This is a genomic window from Pseudoalteromonas sp. Angola-30, from assembly GCF_028599215.1.
GTDB lineage: Bacteria > Pseudomonadota > Gammaproteobacteria > Enterobacterales > Alteromonadaceae > Pseudoalteromonas > Pseudoalteromonas atlantica.
The window spans coordinates 46,184-62,840 of record NZ_JAQREI010000019.1; the positions used below are offsets into that span (position 1 = coordinate 46,184).

At 41.0% G+C, this 16,657-nt stretch carries 14 protein-coding genes; 2 read left to right on the forward strand and 12 right to left on the reverse strand.

Features of this window, described 5'->3' with window-relative positions:
• Positions 1-6: 6 nt before the first annotated feature.
• The 7 genes from PSH54_RS17860 to PSH54_RS17890 all read right to left on the reverse strand — a co-directional run bounded on the left by PSH54_RS17860 (position 7) and on the right by PSH54_RS17890 (position 6,064).
• Positions 7-774: a hypothetical protein gene (locus PSH54_RS17860; protein ID WP_054982510.1), complete on the reverse strand. Its 768-nt coding sequence runs from the start codon at positions 772-774 to the stop codon at positions 7-9.
• Positions 775-838: 64 nt separating this feature from the next.
• Complete coding sequence (locus PSH54_RS17865) at positions 839-1,228, reverse strand: hypothetical protein (RefSeq protein ID WP_248461479.1); 390 nt, start codon at positions 1,226-1,228, stop codon at positions 839-841.
• Positions 1,229-1,623: 395 nt separating this feature from the next.
• The gene (locus tag PSH54_RS17870) at positions 1,624-2,301 is read right to left on the reverse strand and encodes a tetratricopeptide repeat protein (protein WP_273606746.1); all 678 of its coding nucleotides are present in this window, start codon (positions 2,299-2,301) and stop codon (positions 1,624-1,626) included.
• Positions 2,298-4,217 (reverse strand): pilus assembly protein N-terminal domain-containing protein, encoded by a 1,920-nt coding sequence (locus tag PSH54_RS17875; RefSeq protein ID WP_273606747.1) that lies wholly within the window; start codon positions 4,215-4,217, stop codon positions 2,298-2,300. The genes PSH54_RS17870 and PSH54_RS17875 overlap by 4 nt, the downstream gene beginning before the upstream one ends.
• 183 nt (positions 4,218-4,400) lie before the next feature.
• A complete protein-coding gene (locus tag PSH54_RS17880; protein ID WP_055014789.1) occupies positions 4,401-4,973 on the reverse strand; it encodes a tRNA-(ms[2]io[6]A)-hydroxylase in 573 nt (190 codons plus the stop codon).
• A gap of 75 nt (positions 4,974-5,048) precedes the next feature.
• The gene (locus tag PSH54_RS17885) at positions 5,049-5,678 is read right to left on the reverse strand and encodes a sulfotransferase (RefSeq protein ID WP_273606748.1); all 630 of its coding nucleotides are present in this window, start codon (positions 5,676-5,678) and stop codon (positions 5,049-5,051) included.
• Between the two features lie 11 nt (positions 5,679-5,689).
• Entirely contained in the window at positions 5,690-6,064 is a 375-nt protein-coding gene (locus PSH54_RS17890) for an MAPEG family protein (RefSeq protein ID WP_054982679.1), read from the reverse strand.
• 118 nt (positions 6,065-6,182) lie between these two features.
• Here PSH54_RS17890 and PSH54_RS17895 point away from each other — a divergent pair, with 118 nt between their 5' ends.
• Complete coding sequence (locus tag PSH54_RS17895; protein WP_004586600.1) at positions 6,183-7,541, forward strand: DUF2254 domain-containing protein; 1,359 nt, start codon at positions 6,183-6,185, stop codon at positions 7,539-7,541.
• Here the strand turns inward: PSH54_RS17895 and PSH54_RS17900 are convergent.
• From PSH54_RS17900 to ggt, 3 genes are all read right to left on the reverse strand, one after another.
• The gene (locus PSH54_RS17900; RefSeq protein ID WP_004586601.1) at positions 7,531-8,259 is read right to left on the reverse strand and encodes an SIMPL domain-containing protein; all 729 of its coding nucleotides are present in this window, start codon (positions 8,257-8,259) and stop codon (positions 7,531-7,533) included. The genes PSH54_RS17895 and PSH54_RS17900 overlap by 11 nt on opposite strands.
• 152 nt (positions 8,260-8,411) lie before the next feature.
• Positions 8,412-10,106 (reverse strand): NAD-dependent malic enzyme, encoded by a 1,695-nt coding sequence (locus tag PSH54_RS17905; protein WP_273606749.1) that lies wholly within the window; start codon positions 10,104-10,106, stop codon positions 8,412-8,414.
• A gap of 142 nt (positions 10,107-10,248) precedes the next feature.
• The gene (ggt, locus tag PSH54_RS17910) at positions 10,249-12,027 is read right to left on the reverse strand and encodes a gamma-glutamyltransferase (RefSeq protein ID WP_273606750.1); all 1,779 of its coding nucleotides are present in this window, start codon (positions 12,025-12,027) and stop codon (positions 10,249-10,251) included.
• 97 nt (positions 12,028-12,124) lie between these two features.
• Between ggt and rrtA the strand changes: the two genes are divergently transcribed.
• Positions 12,125-12,709, forward strand: a complete 585-nt coding sequence (gene rrtA, locus PSH54_RS17915; RefSeq protein WP_273606751.1) for a rhombosortase — start codon at positions 12,125-12,127, stop codon at positions 12,707-12,709.
• A gap of 78 nt (positions 12,710-12,787) precedes the next feature.
• On the opposite strand, the gene PSH54_RS17920 is transcribed toward rrtA, so the two are convergent.
• Entirely contained in the window at positions 12,788-15,292 is a 2,505-nt protein-coding gene (locus tag PSH54_RS17920; RefSeq protein WP_273606752.1) for a S9 family peptidase, read from the reverse strand.
• Between the two features lie 104 nt (positions 15,293-15,396).
• On the reverse strand, positions 15,397-16,560 hold the full coding sequence (locus tag PSH54_RS17925) for an endonuclease/exonuclease/phosphatase family protein (RefSeq protein WP_273606753.1): 1,164 nt from the start codon (positions 16,558-16,560) through the stop codon (positions 15,397-15,399).
• Positions 16,561-16,657 lie beyond the last annotated feature (97 nt).

Here is a 16,657-nt window from a genome sequence, read left to right on the forward strand (position 1 = left end):
AGCGCCTCACTTAGCTACATAAACAGCTTGGTTTTTAACGCCTTTAACCACTTGAATTGTTCGGCTAGTTTGTAATTGGGAGAAATTTTGTAAGCGCCCTTGTTCAATGTCATAAGCGCTGTGCACAATTATCGATACCTTATCTTGGGTATCAATTGCGGCTAACGAATACACATCTTTAGGAAGTACAGCCAACACTAATGACACACCTGCGCTGGTTGCCGGCTCTTTTTTTGCTAGGCTGTCCATCACGCCATTTTTTTGCGCTTTACTGCCAGGACCCTTTGAAATGCCAATAAGCTGCACATCACGCGCAACGGTTCTTACAAGCCGGTTTGTTTTAGCAACAATATCTAAGCGGTCGCCTTTGTGCACCCGCGATAATGGAATATCTAAAGTGGTTAATTTTAATGTATAAAGCACTCTGCCTGCGGGGATCGCCTCTGATAAATTTTGGCTTTTAACCTGCATAAAATCTGTTTCAAATAGTGGTTGTTCACCCATTTTATTAGTGGCTAATTGCTTACCAATAAAGGCGCGGGGATTTTGTATACTTAGCGCCATATTTGCATAGTTACTGGGGTTTACATCTTTTTGGGCAATGTCGTGCACACTCACTACTTGCCCCGCCGACATATTTTTATTTACCACCCAAGCAGTAACTAAGTCTTGTTCATTTACTTGTCTGATGCCAAGCGCTGAGGCCAACATGCCAGAGGTGATAAGTAAGGTGAGTGCAGCGGTAGTCGCCCCTTTATTATTTTTACTTTTCATAATTTCCTCCTGACAAATTTCACTGCCACACGGTTGTGGCAGTGTGATTTAGGTAGTTATAATTTTAATTACCTTGTGAACCACCTGCTGCTGTACGTGTTGCAGCATCGCCACTTGGGGTTGCATTAATAAGTGCAGCACTTTCACTAAAGTCAGAGGCAACAAAAGTAAACGAGCTACCATCGCCTGCGTAAACATCTACTGCATCAACAAAGCCAGAGCCTGAAATTTCTGCAGTGCCTTCGGCGTTGATCATGCCATCAAATACATAGCTTTGATCTAACGAGCCAATTGCTTCTGCTACATCTTCAAGCTCGCTGGTTACAGAGTCTCGTAAGGTTGATAAACCAATTACCAGCGCTGCCACCATAGAAGTTGAAAGAATAATTAGCTCAGAAGTAAGTACAAAGCCTTGTTGTTTTTTACCGTTTAAGTTGCTTTTCATAGTTTTCATAATGATCACCTTAAATGTGTTAGAGCTTATGCCCACTTTATATATAGCGAGGACCGTGCCATTTATTAAGTACATAAAAATCAGTTAGTTACTTTTATTTTTTAAAATATGCTTTGCTTATCCTTGTTATGATTCGCATTTTGCAAATCATTATTAAAGTGCGTTAAAACGCAAGCAGAGATTAATTAAAAGGCAAGGTGTTAACTCATTTATGGCAAGCTTTTAAAAGTAAGAGAGACGAGCAATTAGTTGGGATTATTCACAAAGCGAGATAGGTTTAAACAACGACGAGTAAGGATATTTTAATTGTTTAGGTAGGTACGTTGCTTATACTTTTTATGAGCGGGTTTAACTAAGGAGTGCGCAGTTTTATAAAATAAAAAGGCCTTGCGGCCTTAACTTTTACAATTACCAAGTACCGAAAGCTTCGCGTAGCGTGCTGTGGCTTGGCTGTGCTGCGCATCAAAACCTATTGCCTCATTATAATAATGACACGCCAATGCGTTATCAGGTGTCGCCTCAGCTATTAGCCCTTTGTGATAGTAATAATGGCTTTTATGCGTGCCAAATTTATAGGCAAGCTCTAAATAATTAGCTGCGATAACATAATGCCCTTGCGCATAATAAATAGACGCCATTTGTAAATACGGTGAAGCCTCAGTACCAAATTCATCAATAGCGTACTGGGCAATTTGTTTTGCTTTGGCTAAATTGCCTTGCTCAATAGCCAAGTTAATACCTAAAGATAGCGCATTTAAAGGCGGATTAGGTAAATTAAGAAGCTTGTTTATTACCGATTGCGCCTGATTAGCTCGTTCGCTTTTATACAGCGCATAAGCTGATACAGATAAAATAACCTTATTGTTTGGGTGCTCAAGCATTAACTGATTAAGCTCATGCACTAAGGCTAAACAATTAACCGCGCTTACCCCTTCACAAGTTAAATCACTGCTGTTTAGTGCATACTTAGTAACAATTTCACTTAGTGCAGTATGTGGGTTTACACTGGGCGCATAATCTATATGTGCGCAGCCCGATATACTCAGTAAAATAACGATATATATTATTCTCATAACCCTTGCTCCTGTATAAAACTGGCCATTTGGCTATCTAAATCAACTGTTTGCCATACGCGTAAATTATTAACCGGCTCGCGGACTAAATTAGGGGTAACCACAATAATCAACTCACGGTTGTTTTCGCTTTTACTGGTTGTTTCGCTTAATTTACCAAACAGGCTCTCGCCGTTTGCATCGGGTACAAAGTCGTGACTGGCGTTGTTATCTGTACTAATTAAGCCACCAATAATTAAAGGTTGCCCGTCTTGTAAACGGGTAGAAGTTTGCATGCTGCGCGTATTAAATGCACTGCTGTTTAAACTACTGCCGGTGCTTTGCGCTATTTCTGCTGTGAGTGTGGTGTCTGGCAATGAAATAACCGGATTTAAATCAAGGGTTATGCGGTCTTTGTCATCCACTAAAGCACGAACATTAAGCTCAACGCCGAACGATTTAAACTCAGTACCGCTAAATACTGAACCGCTATTACCTTGTTGCCCGCTGGTAACGCCAGATGGGCTGTAGCTTGTAGGTACTGGCACTTCGCCGCCTACTTTAAATACCGCGCTTTCGCCTGCAAGTACGGTAAGTGTAGGTCGCGAAAGCGTTCTTGAAATTCCCTCTTGCTCTAGCAAAGAAAACAACATATCAATGGCAAATTGCGAGGTTGATAACTGCAAGTTATTTGTTAATTGTCCGCCAATTAATTGCAGTGCGTTTTCTATTGATGCTGAGCCAGACTCACGGGCATTCATGCCTTCTAGGCCAAATAAACCTTGCTCGTTGTTATACCCATTCGAAAGCACACTAATATCTGGACGCCATTGCTTTAAGCGGCGCTGATTAACTTCATAAAGCTGCACCGACACCCTCACTTGAGGTAAGTCTTCTACTTCAATGCTTGAGAGCACTTTACCTTTAGCCACCGAAAGCAAAGTTGCCCGCGCTACGTTTGAATTTACATTGCTTAAAGTCAGGCCTGAATCGCCATTTAATAACCCGCCAGACTCATTTGCGAGTACTTCAATAGCGCTTGTTTCGTTTTGCGTTGCACTACTGATAAGCCCGTTTGGATCTAGTGCCGAAGTGGGTGCTTGGCTTGCTTGCTCTGGTTCAAATAATTTATTGATGGTATTTAACAAACGCACCAGTTCAATTTGATTTTTAACTGTGCCGCTGAGCATAAACACATCGTTATCATCGTTTGACAACTCATCAACCGAAATACGTTTTACAGTTACTTTGTCAGCCCCCATCGATTTTAACACCTGCGCTATGCGCGCCTCCTTAGGCTTTGGCGCTTGCGTAACTTTAATAAGGTTAATAATCGCAACTTTACTTGAGCTTTGTGCTAAGCCATTGTTTAAATTACCCATGCCCTGTAAGCGCTGCGCTAAAGAATTAAACATTCCTTGGTTAGGCGCAGAGGTAATAACAGGTTGCGCCGATTGCGAGCTACTTGCATATAAATAGTTTTTTGCCGCTTCGTGGGCTGCATGGCGATAATTAAGCGTAGGTACTTCGCCACGTAGAACTACCGCGTGTCTATCAGGTGCGATGGTGAGCGCTAAGTTAGGATGAATATCGTTAAGGGCATTTTCAAGTACACTGTAGTCTTCGGTCACGCCCAGTAAAAATGTTTCTGATGTGTTGTCGTCATACCATACCATCATAGAGGTGCGGCCCAACTTTTTAGCTAAAATTAACAGCTCGCGTCCGTTTACTACGTTTACATCGAGTGTGGTTTCGTGGCCTAGCGCAACACGTGCTATATCGCGGTTAAATACAAAGCGAGTATGAGTCCACTTAACTAAGTGAGATACTTTTTTTACTCTATCGCCATTGGCGTTTTCTATGTAATTTAAACTGCTTTGCTTGGCGTATACACAGCACGGTAAAAAAAGTATTACAAAAATAATGGCTTTAAACATATGCGCGTCCTCAAGTATGCGTTGAATTAACAGAGCAAGTTTAAGGCCAGCAAATATTTAGCTTTAAATTCAATAAATTAAAATGATTGGAGATATAAGCACAGGCGGCTTTAGTATTTTGATTTGCAAAATGCAAATGAAGTTAGGAGAGAAGGCACAAAGCAGTGCTTTGTGCCAAAAGTATTAATGCAGTGCGGCAGTAAAAGGAATGCTTTTACAAATTTCAGCTTCAGCGACTAGTAGCTCTTCTAGACGGACATCAACTTCTTCTTTATCAAAGTATTCGTACGCTAACTCTACAAATAAGTTTTTATGTTTTTCTTCTGATTTAGCAATCGCCACATAAAAGTCTTTTTCTTTACCCTCTGGTAATGCTTGGGCAACCAATGAAAAACGCTCGTGGCCGCGGGCTTCAATAACGCCGCCAACCAGTAATCTATCCATTAAAAATCCATCACGGCCATGTCTAAATAAAGCGCGTATTTGTTTTATGTATGGATCTTTTTTGTCATCACCTAAATTAGTATCGCGTTCAATAAGCAGTTTAAGCACTTGTTTAAAGTGTATTAACTCCTCAAGCGCTAAATCGGTCATGGCTTTTACCAGTTTACGTTTGTCTGGGTAATGAGACAGCATAGAAATAGCCATGCCCGATGCCTTTTTCTCAGCAGCAGCGTGGTCTTGTAAAAACGTATTAAAGTCGGCTAAAACCGCTTCGGTCCATTCAAAGGGGGTGTTGTATTTTAATTCAAACATTTTTTGTACTACTTAAAAAATAATGCGGGGATTTTAGCGTATTTAATAGTAAAAATCTTGCAGCGCAGGGCAAAATTAACACATATAAGGTAAATGCTTATCTATGCGCCCTTTTGCTGTTGAGTCAATTTTTAACGGGTGTTTAATATCGTTCCATGCGGTCACTTTGCCGCCTATGTTCATTTTTTCAAAGTCGGTACGCTCGCTTTTAATGCCCAAAAACGCAGTAAGCTCGGCAAAACTTTGTGGCTTTGCTATATCAATTTCTAAGTAGTCGTTACTGCGGTGCTTAAAATACTCACGCGCGTTTGCTAAATGTGTGTTGTAGCACTTTGTTAAATAATCATCTTGGTTAATATTATCAATCGATAAGTCAGTAAAGGTCGTTAAGTAACAGCGCTTTATATGAATATTAAAACCACCGTCTGGGCGCGTTAAATTAGTATGCATTCGCAGCAGCAACTGCCTAATTGAGGCAACCCAGGGTGTTTTTTCGCGCGCTAAATATATAAATTTAGCGCCGGGGTAATGGCTATCTAATGCTCGGTAGTCATTAAACACAGGGGTATCGGCTATGGCTGTGGCGTTTTCAAAACAATACGAGGTGTACGCAGTGTGCGCCGTGGCAATGCCAAACTCTAAAAAAGCGTGGCATACACTGGTGGTGCCTGTACGCGGAAGCCCTATTATAAATATTTTACTCATAACAGCTATTACTAACTATTGCGTGTTACAAGCAACAAAAAGGCACTAATAACCATCACTAAAAAGGTGGCAATGGTACCAATTTGGCGATACTTAAGGTTGTTTTCAACAATGCCTAAATTGTGAAAAACGCGCCCTATTAATAATGCGCCACCTAAAATATTACAATAATGGCTGGCAAGGCCTTGGTATTCGGCTAAAAAAAGCAAAATAATCGCAAAGGGTACGTATTCCATAAAATTAGCATGGGCACGCACAGCACGTTGTAATTTAGGGTTGCCGTTATCGCCAAGCGACACTTGTTCGCTGCGGCGCACTTTGATCACATTAAAACTTAAGTAAATATAATAAAACGCTAAAAGCGCAGCATACGTAGAAACTATCACGGTGTTGTCCAGTTTTATTTTTGGCAATAATAACATAGTTTTGCACAATCATAAGTTTACTTAGTAACTATGCTACAGTGTGTATTAGTTGAATTTTATAACGCAATGAAAGGAATTTATGTTTGTCCCTCGCAAAGTAGCCGACCGCTATCGTGAAATGATCAACAGCATTGGCTTTTACCCTTCTGTACTTTCGGTTGGTTTTTTACTTTTTGCTGTAATTACCATGTCGCTTGAATACATAGCACCTGTAGAGCAGCTCAAGGCGTTTATATCTGTTGTGCTGGTAGATAGCGCCGAAAATGCCCGCACCATTTTAAGCACGCTAGCAGGCAGTATTATATCGCTTACGGTGTTTAGTTTTTCTATGGTGATGGTGGTTTTAAATTCGGCCAGCGCCAGTTTATCTCCGCGGGTTGTACCTGGGCTTATTACCCGTAAGTCACATCAAATGGTATTGGGCTTTTATTTAGGCAGCATAATTTACTCAATTATTATGCTCATTAACATTAATAAGCTTGAAGGTGGCGATACCGCTATTCCATCGCTTGGGGTGCTGCTGTCATTGGTGTTTGGTTTAGTATCACTTGGCTTGTTTGTATTTTTTATTCATTCAATATCTAAAGCTATTCAAGTAGATAATGTACTTAACGGTTTATTTAGCCAAACTAAACGCGAAATTAAAGCCATTGTCGATAGGCAATCAGAAAAACCGTTCACTGACTTTCCTGATTTTACACAGTGGCACTCAGTTAATAGCACCACCGAGGGTTATTACAAAGGGGTGCATACAGATAAGTTATGCGCCATATTAGCCGAGGAAAATATTCGGGTGTATATCTCGGTAAACCAAGGTTACTTTACCGTTAAAGGCTATCCGTTTTTAAAATGCGATAAAGACATTTCTAACAACGAAGAACTTATCGCTAAAATTTTAGACTGCTTTATTTTTTATATAGAAGAGTACATTAGCGATCATTACCGTTATGGATTAACGCAAATTTCAGAAATTGCCGTTAAAGCAATGAGCCCAGGTATTAATGACCCTGGTACTGCGGTTAAATCGATAGATATGCTGAGTATTTTATTAATTGAGCGCCTGTCGCTTAACGATACAAACTATTCGTTTAAACACAGCGACAACGCCCCGTTACTCTTTATACACGAAACCAGTTTTGATGAGTTACTGCACGATAACTTTACCCCACTGCGTAATTACGCAAAAGGCGATGCGTATGTAATGACGAACGTTTTAGAGGCATTTAAAAATATATTGTTTGTGGCGCATGGCAATGATGCAGCCCGAAACAGCCTATTTAATTACTTAAATGCCATTGTAGATGACATAAACGAGCATGTAAGTAACGAATACGACAGACAAGAAATTACCAACATGCTTAACGCGATTGCCCGCATTAGCAAGCCACAAGGGGATAAACTAGTGGCTCGTTTTACCTGCCAACATACTAGTCAATAAAGTAAACCGCATAGCTAGACGCTGTTACTTTAATTTCTCCAGCATGATACGCATCAGGAACAAAGTTACCGGGTGCGCTATCTGCCACCATCATGGTTTTTTCTGAGCGAGCATAAGGCTGAGCAGGTACGTTCATTGGGCTTAGCGACGCCGTATATAACCCTTTAAGCTCAACGCCGTAATCGGCACTTAATTCTTTGGCGGCTTTACGGGCATCTTGAATGGCCAGTTTTTGCGCCTGTTTGTGCAGCTCTTCATAGTTACTCGCTAAAAATTGAGTTTGGTTTATTTGGTTAATGCCGTTATTTACCAGGTTTTGTAACAGCTGAGGGTATTTTTCGATTTGCGAGAGTTTAACGCTTAACGTGCGCGACACTCTAAAGCCTTTAAACTCTTGCTCGCCAGAGCTTCTGTTGTATTGGCTTTCGCGATTTATAGAAATATGCCCTGCATTAATATTACCGTCTTTAATGCCAAGCTCTTTTACTAATTTGATCGCTTTGGCCATGGTTTTATCGGCCTTGTTTTTAGCATCAATTAGGTCTTTATCTATTTCTACAATGCCTACGCTTAATTGTACGTAATCAGGCATAGTGGTTACGGTTGCTTCACCTTTAACATAAATATGAGGAGCGTTAGGTGTTGAGTTTGCATGCGCATCAACACTTAAGGTACTTAAGGCAATTGCGCTACTTAATAAAAGAATGTGTGTTTTCATTGCATTATCCATTGTATTTTTGTTGTCACCATTAAAGAGCCTACGTGGTTAACAATAAATGAACAAGCACAAAAAAACAGGCAATTGCCTGTTTTTTGTAACTGGCTGTAACGCAACGTACAGCCTTATTTACTTTACGTTACTTAGCGTAATTAAATGCTACAACGTTTGTAGTTACGGTATTTAGGTAACCAGTAATTTCTATCAATAGCAGCCCACAGTGCATCGTCGCTAATCTCAAGAGCTACGCCCTCTTCAATTGCTTTTTTAGCCACTGCAAATGCAATACGCTTACTTAACGTTTCAATTTCAGTCAGTGCAGGTAATAAGCTGCCTTTACCGGTATTTGCACGTGGTGATGACTCAGCAAGCATTTCGCTCGACATACTCAGCATTGCATCGGTAATGCGTGTTGCTTTTGCTGCAATTACACCTAGGCCAATACCTGGGAAAATATAACTGTTGTTACACTGTGGAATTGGGAACACTTCACCATTAAACTCTACTGGCTCAAATGGGCTACCCGTTGCTACAAGTGCTTTACCTTCAGTCCATTTAATAACATCAGCTGGGTGTGCTTCAACCTGCTTAGATGGATTACTTAATGGGAAAATAATCGGCTGCTCACAGCCTGAGTGCATAGCGCGGATAACTTGCTCGGTAAATAAACCCGGTTGACCCGATACACCAATTAAAATATCAGGTGCTGCACAGTGCATTACATCTAATAATGAAGCGTATTCGCCGCTGTAAGTCCAGTCGCTTAATGCAGCTTGTGGTTGCGCTAGTGCTTGTTGGAAATCGCGTAAGCCTTCCATGCCTTCAGTGAGTAGGCCAAAACGGTCAACCATAAATACTTGGCTGCGCGCTTGTGCTTCGCTAATACCTTCAAACACCATTTGGCTAATAATTTGCTCAGCAATACCACAACCGGCTGAGCCTGCGCCAACAAATACCACTTTTTGCTCGCTAAGGGTTGAGCCTTTAACACGACACGCAGCTAATAAAGAGCCTACAGTTACTGCTGCAGTACCTTGAATGTCATCGTTAAAGCTACAAATTTCGTTACGGTAGCGTTTAAGTAATGGCATAGCATTTGGCTGTGCAAAATCTTCAAACTGCAGTAATACATTTGGCCAGCGACGTTTAACCGCTTTAATGAACAAGTCTAAAAACTCATCGTACTCATCTTGCGCAATACGCTTATGACGCGCGCCCATGTACATAGGATCATTAAGAAGTTTTTCGTTGTTAGTACCTACATCAAGCATTACAGGTAATGTGTACGCTGGGCTAATGCCACCACACGCTGTGTAAAGTGATAACTTACCAATAGGAATACCCATGCCACCAATACCCTGATCGCCTAGGCCTAAAATACGTTCGCCATCGGTAACTACAATTACTTTTACTTTGCCTTTGGTGGCGTTACGTAGAATGTCGTCAATTTGATAGCGATCTTCGTAAGAAATAAATAAGCCACGTGCACTGCGGTAAATATCTGAGAATTTTTCACAGGCATCACCAACCGTTGGCGTGTAAATAATTGGCATCATTTCTTCAAGATGATCACGCACTAAACGGTAGTAAAGTGTTTCGTTGTTATCTTGAATGGCACGCAAGTAAATATGCTTGTTTAAGTTATCGTTAAAGCTTGAATACTGCTGATAACAACGCTCAACCTGCTCTTCAATTGTTTCAAAACGTGGAGGAAGCAAACCCGCAAGGTTAAAGTTTTCGCGTTCTTTTTTACTAAACGCGCTGCCTTTGTTTAAAAGCGGAGTTTCAATTAGGCCAGGGCCAGAGTAAGGAATATAAAGGTAGTTAGGATCAGTATTAGTTGTCATATTTCCAGGCTTTAACGGAGTCTTAAGTTATGATCTGCCATTATCATTGTAAAAGGTTAAATTGCAATGACAATTAAGCTTGTCAGACCATTGAGAGAAAACACATGCAGGCTTCACTGCCTGCATGGCTATTATACATAAATTAAAATTTGATAGTGGCGTTTTTGTCAGTTAAATCCGACAAAGCAACCCCTTCACGGCGCGGATCGGCACCGCCATACAATTTATTGTTTTTAACCTCTACGGCATGTAAGCCAGAGTTTAAATCAAGTACGCGCACCGCATGGCCGCGTTTAGTTAATTGTGGGGCTATGGCTTCAAGCGCAGTGCCTTTTTCAAGGCTCGTGTAATCGTTACGATTGGTGGTTCTTGGCAGGTTAATCGCCTCTTGCGCCGATAAGTTCCAATCCAGTACACCAATAACCACTTGCGCTACGTAATCAATGATACGGCTGCCACCTGGCGAGCCAACCACTAAGCGTAAGCTGCCGTCGTTGTTAAACACCATTACCGGCGACATAGAGCTGCGTGGGCGTTTGCCCGCCTCAACGCGGTTAGCTACTAATTTGCCGTCAATGCGTGGCGAAAGCGCAAAATCGGTTAATTGGTTATTTAAAATAAAGCCATTAACCATCACAGTTGAGCCAAATGCCATTTCAATTGAACTGGTCATTGATACGGCATTACCAAAGCTATCTACAATGGATACATGCGATGTTGATGGCAGTTCAAAAGAATCATCTTTTGCGTAGCTTAAGTAGCCTACCGGATTACCTGCTACTGCTTTTGTGTCTTGCTCAGTAATAAGCGTGGCGCGCGATGCAATGTACTTTTTATTTAACAGCTCTTTGGTAGGCACTTGTGTAAAATCTGGGTCGCCCATGTACATATTACGATCAGCAAATGCTATGCGTGAGGCTTGGCTAAAGTAATGAATTGCCTCTTCGCTATTAGGTTTAAGCGCGCTCATGTCTTTGTGTTCAAGCAAGCCCAAAATTTGTAATACCGCTACACCACCACTGCTCGGTGGGGCCATAGAGCACACATTATAAGCACGGTATTTAATACATACTGCGTCGCGTTGCTTACTTTTGTAATTAGCCAGGTCTGATTCGCTTAATGTACCCGGTGCAATTTTTGAATTTTGCACTGCGTTTACCATTTGCTTAGCGTTATCGCCTTTATAAAATGCATCAATGCCTTGTTTAGCAATGTCTTTGTATAAATTAGCTAAGGGCTGATTTTTTTTAATCGTACCGGCTTTAATTAATTCGCCATTAGGGTAAAAGTACTCGTTAATCACCGGCATACTCATTACACCTGGGTTTAATTGGCGTGCCAATAAACCGTGTAAACGAGGCGACACTTCAAAGCCCTGCTCGGCAAGTTTAATAGCGGGTTTAAATAACTCGCTCCACGCAAGTTTACCGTATTGTTGATGTGCACTTGCAAAGGCATGCAAAATACCTGGCACACCCACAGAGCGACCGCCAACAACTGCTTCAATCCACTTAACGGCTTTACCGTGTTTATCTAAAAACAGATTTTCGTCAGCATTTTGTGGCGCGGTTTCACGGCCATCAAAGCTTGTAAGTAGGTTATCGGCTTTGTTGTAGTACATCATAAATGTACCACCACCAATGCCCGATGATTGTGGCTCAACTAAGGTAAGTACTAATTGCGTTGCAATTGCCGCATCTACCGCGCTTCCGCCTTTAGCTAAAATCTGTTGTCCAGCTTGTGAGGCATACGGGTTGGCCGCGGCCACCATGTATTGATCACCAGTTACTAATTGTTTTTGTACAATTGAGGTGGTGGCTTCTGGCTCGCGAATTTCTAATTTTGCAGGTTCTTTTGCTATTGTTGGCAGCGTTACTGCAAACAAACCAATAGTAAATAATGACTTAAGTTTAAAATGCATAAAAATACTAAAAACACTTAATTACGTAGTTGTATTTGGCATCTTAAAGTTAAACGGGCACAATATGCAAAAATTTTGACTAAAAAAACATAATAAAATGCTTAATTTACCGCTACAACCTCGTTATTTACTTCCGCCATTATTTTTGATGCTTTTTAGTATTGTTTTTGCTGCATTTGATTTAAATAATTTACTTGAATTTAACCGAGCGCTCATTGAAAACGGCGAAGTTTGGCGAGTGTTTACCAGTCAATTCGTACATGCTAACTGGGCGCATTTAGGATTAAACGCATTAGGCATATTTTTAATTTGGTTGCTGCATGGCGAATACACGTCGCCTGCGCGTTATGCCTTTAATGTGTGTTTTTTAGCACTGTGGTGTGGGCTCGGCGTATTATGGTTTTGCCCTGCTATATCTATATACACGGGGTTAAGCGCCCTATTGCATGGTGTCATTATTTGGGGAGCGGTAAAAGACATTACCCTATCGCTTAAATCGGGTTATTTATTATTTATAGGTGTGTGGATAAAAATAATAATGGAGCAAGTAAACGGCCCCGATGCCAGTATTGGCCAATTAATTGATTCAACCGTTGCCATTGATGCGCACTTAATTGGCGCAGTGGGCGGCACATTACTTGCCATCCCTTTAGCAATTAAATACTTAAAAAATAGCGATTAAGCTTTTAAATATTAATAAAAACGCCGCGTTAGTTAACGCGGCGTTTTTGTTTTTATACTCTAATTTAAAAATTTAAGATTAAAGTGTTTCTTTAAATAATTTATGAATACGGCGGTATTCATCTAACCAGCTTGATGGCTGTACAAAGCCATGCGGCTCTACCGGGAAGATAGCCGTTTCAAAGTTTTGCTTTTCAAGTTCAATTAATCGCTGTACTAAACGTACTGAGTCTTGAAAAAACACGTTATCGTCAACCATAGGTGCGTTAATTAATAAGCGCTTGTTTAAGCCCTCTGCGTAATAAATTGGCGAGCTGCGCTCATACGCAATGGGATCTACATCTGGGTGATTTAAAATATTAGCCGTGTAAGCGGTATTGTAATGCGCCCAATCGGTTACTGGACGAAGTGCTGCCCCCGATTGAAATAGCTCAGGGGCAGTAAAAAGCGCCATAAAGGTCATAAACCCGCCGTATGAGCCACCGTATGTGCCTACTGCGTTGGTATCAACATTTGCGTTTTGCGCCATCCATTTAACGCCATCTGCTAAATCTTGCGTTTCAGGTGTACCCATTTGGCGATAAATCGCAGTACGCCAATCGCGGCCATAACCTTTAGAAGCGCGGTAATCCATGTCCATCACTATGTAACCTTCATCGGCAAGTAATGAATGAAACATAAACTCACGAAAATACACAGACCAACCCATGTGTGAGTTTTGTAAGTACCCTGCTCCGTGGTTAAAAATAACCGCTTTACGGGTTTTGCCTGTTTCACCTTCTACATAGTCACTTGGGTAATACACCTTGGCATAAATAGGTTGCTCTGTGTGGCTAGATGGTACAGCAACAATTTTAGGTGCGGTGAGCTTTTTAGCTAAAAATTCATCCGACACCGTATGGGTGAGCTGTGTCGCTGTGGTGTTTGCTTTAGCATCGGCAACAAAAAGCTCTGTTGGCATTGTTATTTTAGAGTGCTTAAGCAGTAATTTACTTTCGTCTGGGCTTAACGTGTAGTCGGTCATACCGTTAAGGTCAGTTACTTGCTCGTTTTTACCTGTTTGTGGATTAACACGGTAAATTTCGTAAAGGCCTGGGAGCTCTACGTTTGCTTTGTAATAAATAGCGCTATTATCATGAGTTAACGTAATGTCCGATACTTCAAACTGGCCACTAGTTAAAGCGGTTGCTTTGCCGTTAAGCGGTTTTTTGTAAAGCTGACTATAGCCCGACTCTTCTGATAAGTAATACAGGGTGTTTGAATTATGTAACCAGCCAAAATTGTTAAACGCGTAAGCTATCCAAGCATCATCATGCAGGCGGTGCTGCGACACAAGCTCGTTTTTATCAAAGTCGATTGTGGCTATCCAGCGGTCTTTGTTATCCCACGCCTCTAGCATAATGGCAACTTGCGTGCCGTCATCGTTCCACACTATGGGGGCTTGGTTTAAACCCCAATTAGTAATTAAGTTAATACCGCGTGGCGCTTTTTTAGATTTATACGTTTTACCATCACGCGCGTAGTTTTCTTTTTTAACCTCGGCTAAAACATCTTCATCAAAGCCCGGTAGCGTATCAAAGCTCAGTGGCGTTTGTGTTTTATCTACAAGGTTAATGTGTATCACAGATGATGTTTGCTCTTTTGCATCAGCCACACGACGGCGCACTTTTTTAGGCTCAATAGTGGCATCATCGGTGATGTAGTTAGGCATAATATCGCCTTTATCACGCCACGATTGCTGCTTTTGCAGCACAACAATTAAAGCATCACCGTTTGGCGATAGTTGCGCTTCTTTAATTACATTGCCATCACCTAAATAAAAAGCGGTGTTAGCAATGGAGCTATTTTGCGCGTTTATTTGCTCATTGCGTGTTTGTGTATCCTGTTTGTTTTTATGTTGCAGCGCCACAAACTCAATCAGTTTATGCTGCTCTTTTGCTATGTAACTAGTTGGCTCTTGTAAGCCTTTTGGCTCATCGGCTAATTTTAAGTTAGCAAGCTCTGTACTTAGCCCAGTTTTTAAATCAACTTTAAAAAACACATTACCTTGGCGGTAAACTAAATCGCCATTGTTTAAAAACTGTGGTTTAGACTCATTAGCTGAGGTGGCTGTTATTTGTTTAAGTTCACCCGTTGTTAGGTTTTTAACAAATACATTGCCTTTAAACGTATAAGCTTGAAGTGTTCTATCTTGTGAATAAACCGCTTTAGAAGCACCTACAGTATGCAGTTTATCAAGTGATACTTGCATCGCTTTTTTGCTGTTAATTGGCTGGCTATAAATATCGTTTAGGTTACTGCCTTGCTGCTTTTGAGCATAAATAATGGTGGCTGAATCACTTGCCCAGTACGCATTTTTAGGCTGGTTGCCTATCCAATCAGGATTTGCCATGGCTTGTTCTAGCGTAATATTTTGCGAGCCAGTATCAGCAGGTGTGTTTACAACCGCAGCAACGGGAGTTGCTGGTAAAGCGCTTTGCTGTGATGAAGAGGTATTAGCGGTAGCACTACAACCTGCAAGCATAATGCTAGAGGTTACAGCAAGCGCTACTAATGTTTTTGATGACGATAGGTTAAAAATCATAGTGCTTCTATACGGTTATTATAATTGAGCCGTATTTAAGCAGAAGCACTTGAGTTATTGCAATTTTTTAAGATAAATAACACATTTTCACGGTAAAGATGAGTTTACTCTATTAGCAAATCGAGCCACACCAATCGGTGATCGCTCGATGCGTTTCTATCTTTTATTAATCTATATTGCTCGCTGTTTTTAGTAGGCCAAAACACCCCGCCATCGTGTATTTTAAACCCATAGGTAGATGGTAAAACATAATCTACACGCGCTTGCCAGTTAGCGGTAAAGTGCTTTGCGTATGACTGCGGGTATTGCTCTTTAGCACCGGCGCTTTGCGGTATAAATTGCGAATTTATAAGTGGGTTATTTAAAATTTGATTGGTGGTTTCAACCCGTGCTTTATCCCCTTCAGGCGCGGCGTTTAAGTCACCTAAAATAACAAACCGAGAGTTTGCTTTTAATCCGCCTTTTTGGCCGTTATCGTCGTAAATATAGGCTTTATTAGCAACATAATCGGCAATTAACCTAACTTCGTCATGATTACGTTTGCCGTTTCTGTCTTCGTCGCCATCAAACACCGGCGGGGTTGGGTGCGAGGCAAGCACATGCACCGTTTTATTGTTTACTACAACAGGTACATCCCAAAACGATTTAGAGCTAAGCCTAAGCGCCTGCCATTCTTGCGTGTTATACCAATTCTCTTTTGTTTTTGGGTCTACTGGCATTTGCGCATTAGGCATATCTTTATATTTAAACGTTTGAAGAGTGCGCAGTTTCTCAAGGTTAATGGGGTATTTAGATAAAATAGCCATTGCGTAATGGCCTTCAAAAAAACCAAAACCTTGCGCATCGCCCATTACAGCGGTTTTTTTACCGTTGTTATCAAGGTCAAACTCAGTAGCAAGGCCTGTATTTACAGGGGCAATAAAACTGTATGGGTAATCAATGGGGGCTTGTTTATTTTGGCTTACATTTAAAAACTGGCGTTTAAAATAATCTATACCTTGCGCTTTGGGTACGTAGTCAAACTCGTTTAATAAAATAATGTCAGGGCGAACACGCTGAATTATTTCGGCTATATTTTTTATTTGCTGGTGGTTTGATTTTAGTGCATTAACTAGCGCATCGGGGTTTACTTGCTCGCCTTTTGGCGTGTGATTAGTTGCATCCATACTCACATTAAAGGTGGCAATACGAAGGCTCTGGCTGGCTGTAGCATTTAAACTAAATGAAGCGGCAATGGCTAATGCGCCATAAAGTATGTTTAGTTTCATTTTTTTACTTCAAAAAATTAAAAAATAGACTTTACCAGTATTACACAATTAATACCTATTTTTATGACAAAAAAATACCGGCTTAAGCCGGTATTTA

Bases quoted from the DNA above. Each gene is read 5' to 3' on its own strand.
- PSH54_RS17860 (WP_054982510.1), bottom strand. From the start codon at position 774: ATGAAAAGTAAAAATAATAAAGGGGCGACTACCGCTGCACTCACCTTA.
- PSH54_RS17865 (WP_248461479.1), bottom strand. From the start codon at position 1,228: ATGAAAACTATGAAAAGCAACTTAAACGGTAAAAAACAACAAGGCTTT.
- PSH54_RS17870 (WP_273606746.1), bottom strand. From the start codon at position 2,301: ATGAGAATAATATATATCGTTATTTTACTGAGTATATCGGGCTGCGCA.
- PSH54_RS17875 (WP_273606747.1), bottom strand. From the start codon at position 4,217: ATGTTTAAAGCCATTATTTTTGTAATACTTTTTTTACCGTGCTGTGTA.
- PSH54_RS17880 (WP_055014789.1), bottom strand. From the start codon at position 4,973: ATGTTTGAATTAAAATACAACACCCCCTTTGAATGGACCGAAGCGGTT.
- PSH54_RS17885 (WP_273606748.1), bottom strand. From the start codon at position 5,678: ATGAGTAAAATATTTATAATAGGGCTTCCGCGTACAGGCACCACCAGT.
- PSH54_RS17895 (WP_004586600.1), top strand. From the start codon at position 6,183: ATGTTTGTCCCTCGCAAAGTAGCCGACCGCTATCGTGAAATGATCAAC.
- PSH54_RS17900 (WP_004586601.1), bottom strand. From the start codon at position 8,259: ATGAAAACACACATTCTTTTATTAAGTAGCGCAATTGCCTTAAGTACC.
- PSH54_RS17905 (WP_273606749.1), bottom strand. From the start codon at position 10,106: ATGACAACTAATACTGATCCTAACTACCTTTATATTCCTTACTCTGGC.
- ggt (WP_273606750.1), bottom strand. From the start codon at position 12,027: ATGCATTTTAAACTTAAGTCATTATTTACTATTGGTTTGTTTGCAGTA.
- rrtA (WP_273606751.1), top strand. From the start codon at position 12,125: ATGCTTAATTTACCGCTACAACCTCGTTATTTACTTCCGCCATTATTT.
- PSH54_RS17920 (WP_273606752.1), bottom strand. From the start codon at position 15,292: ATGATTTTTAACCTATCGTCATCAAAAACATTAGTAGCGCTTGCTGTA.
- PSH54_RS17925 (WP_273606753.1), bottom strand. From the start codon at position 16,560: ATGAAACTAAACATACTTTATGGCGCATTAGCCATTGCCGCTTCATTT.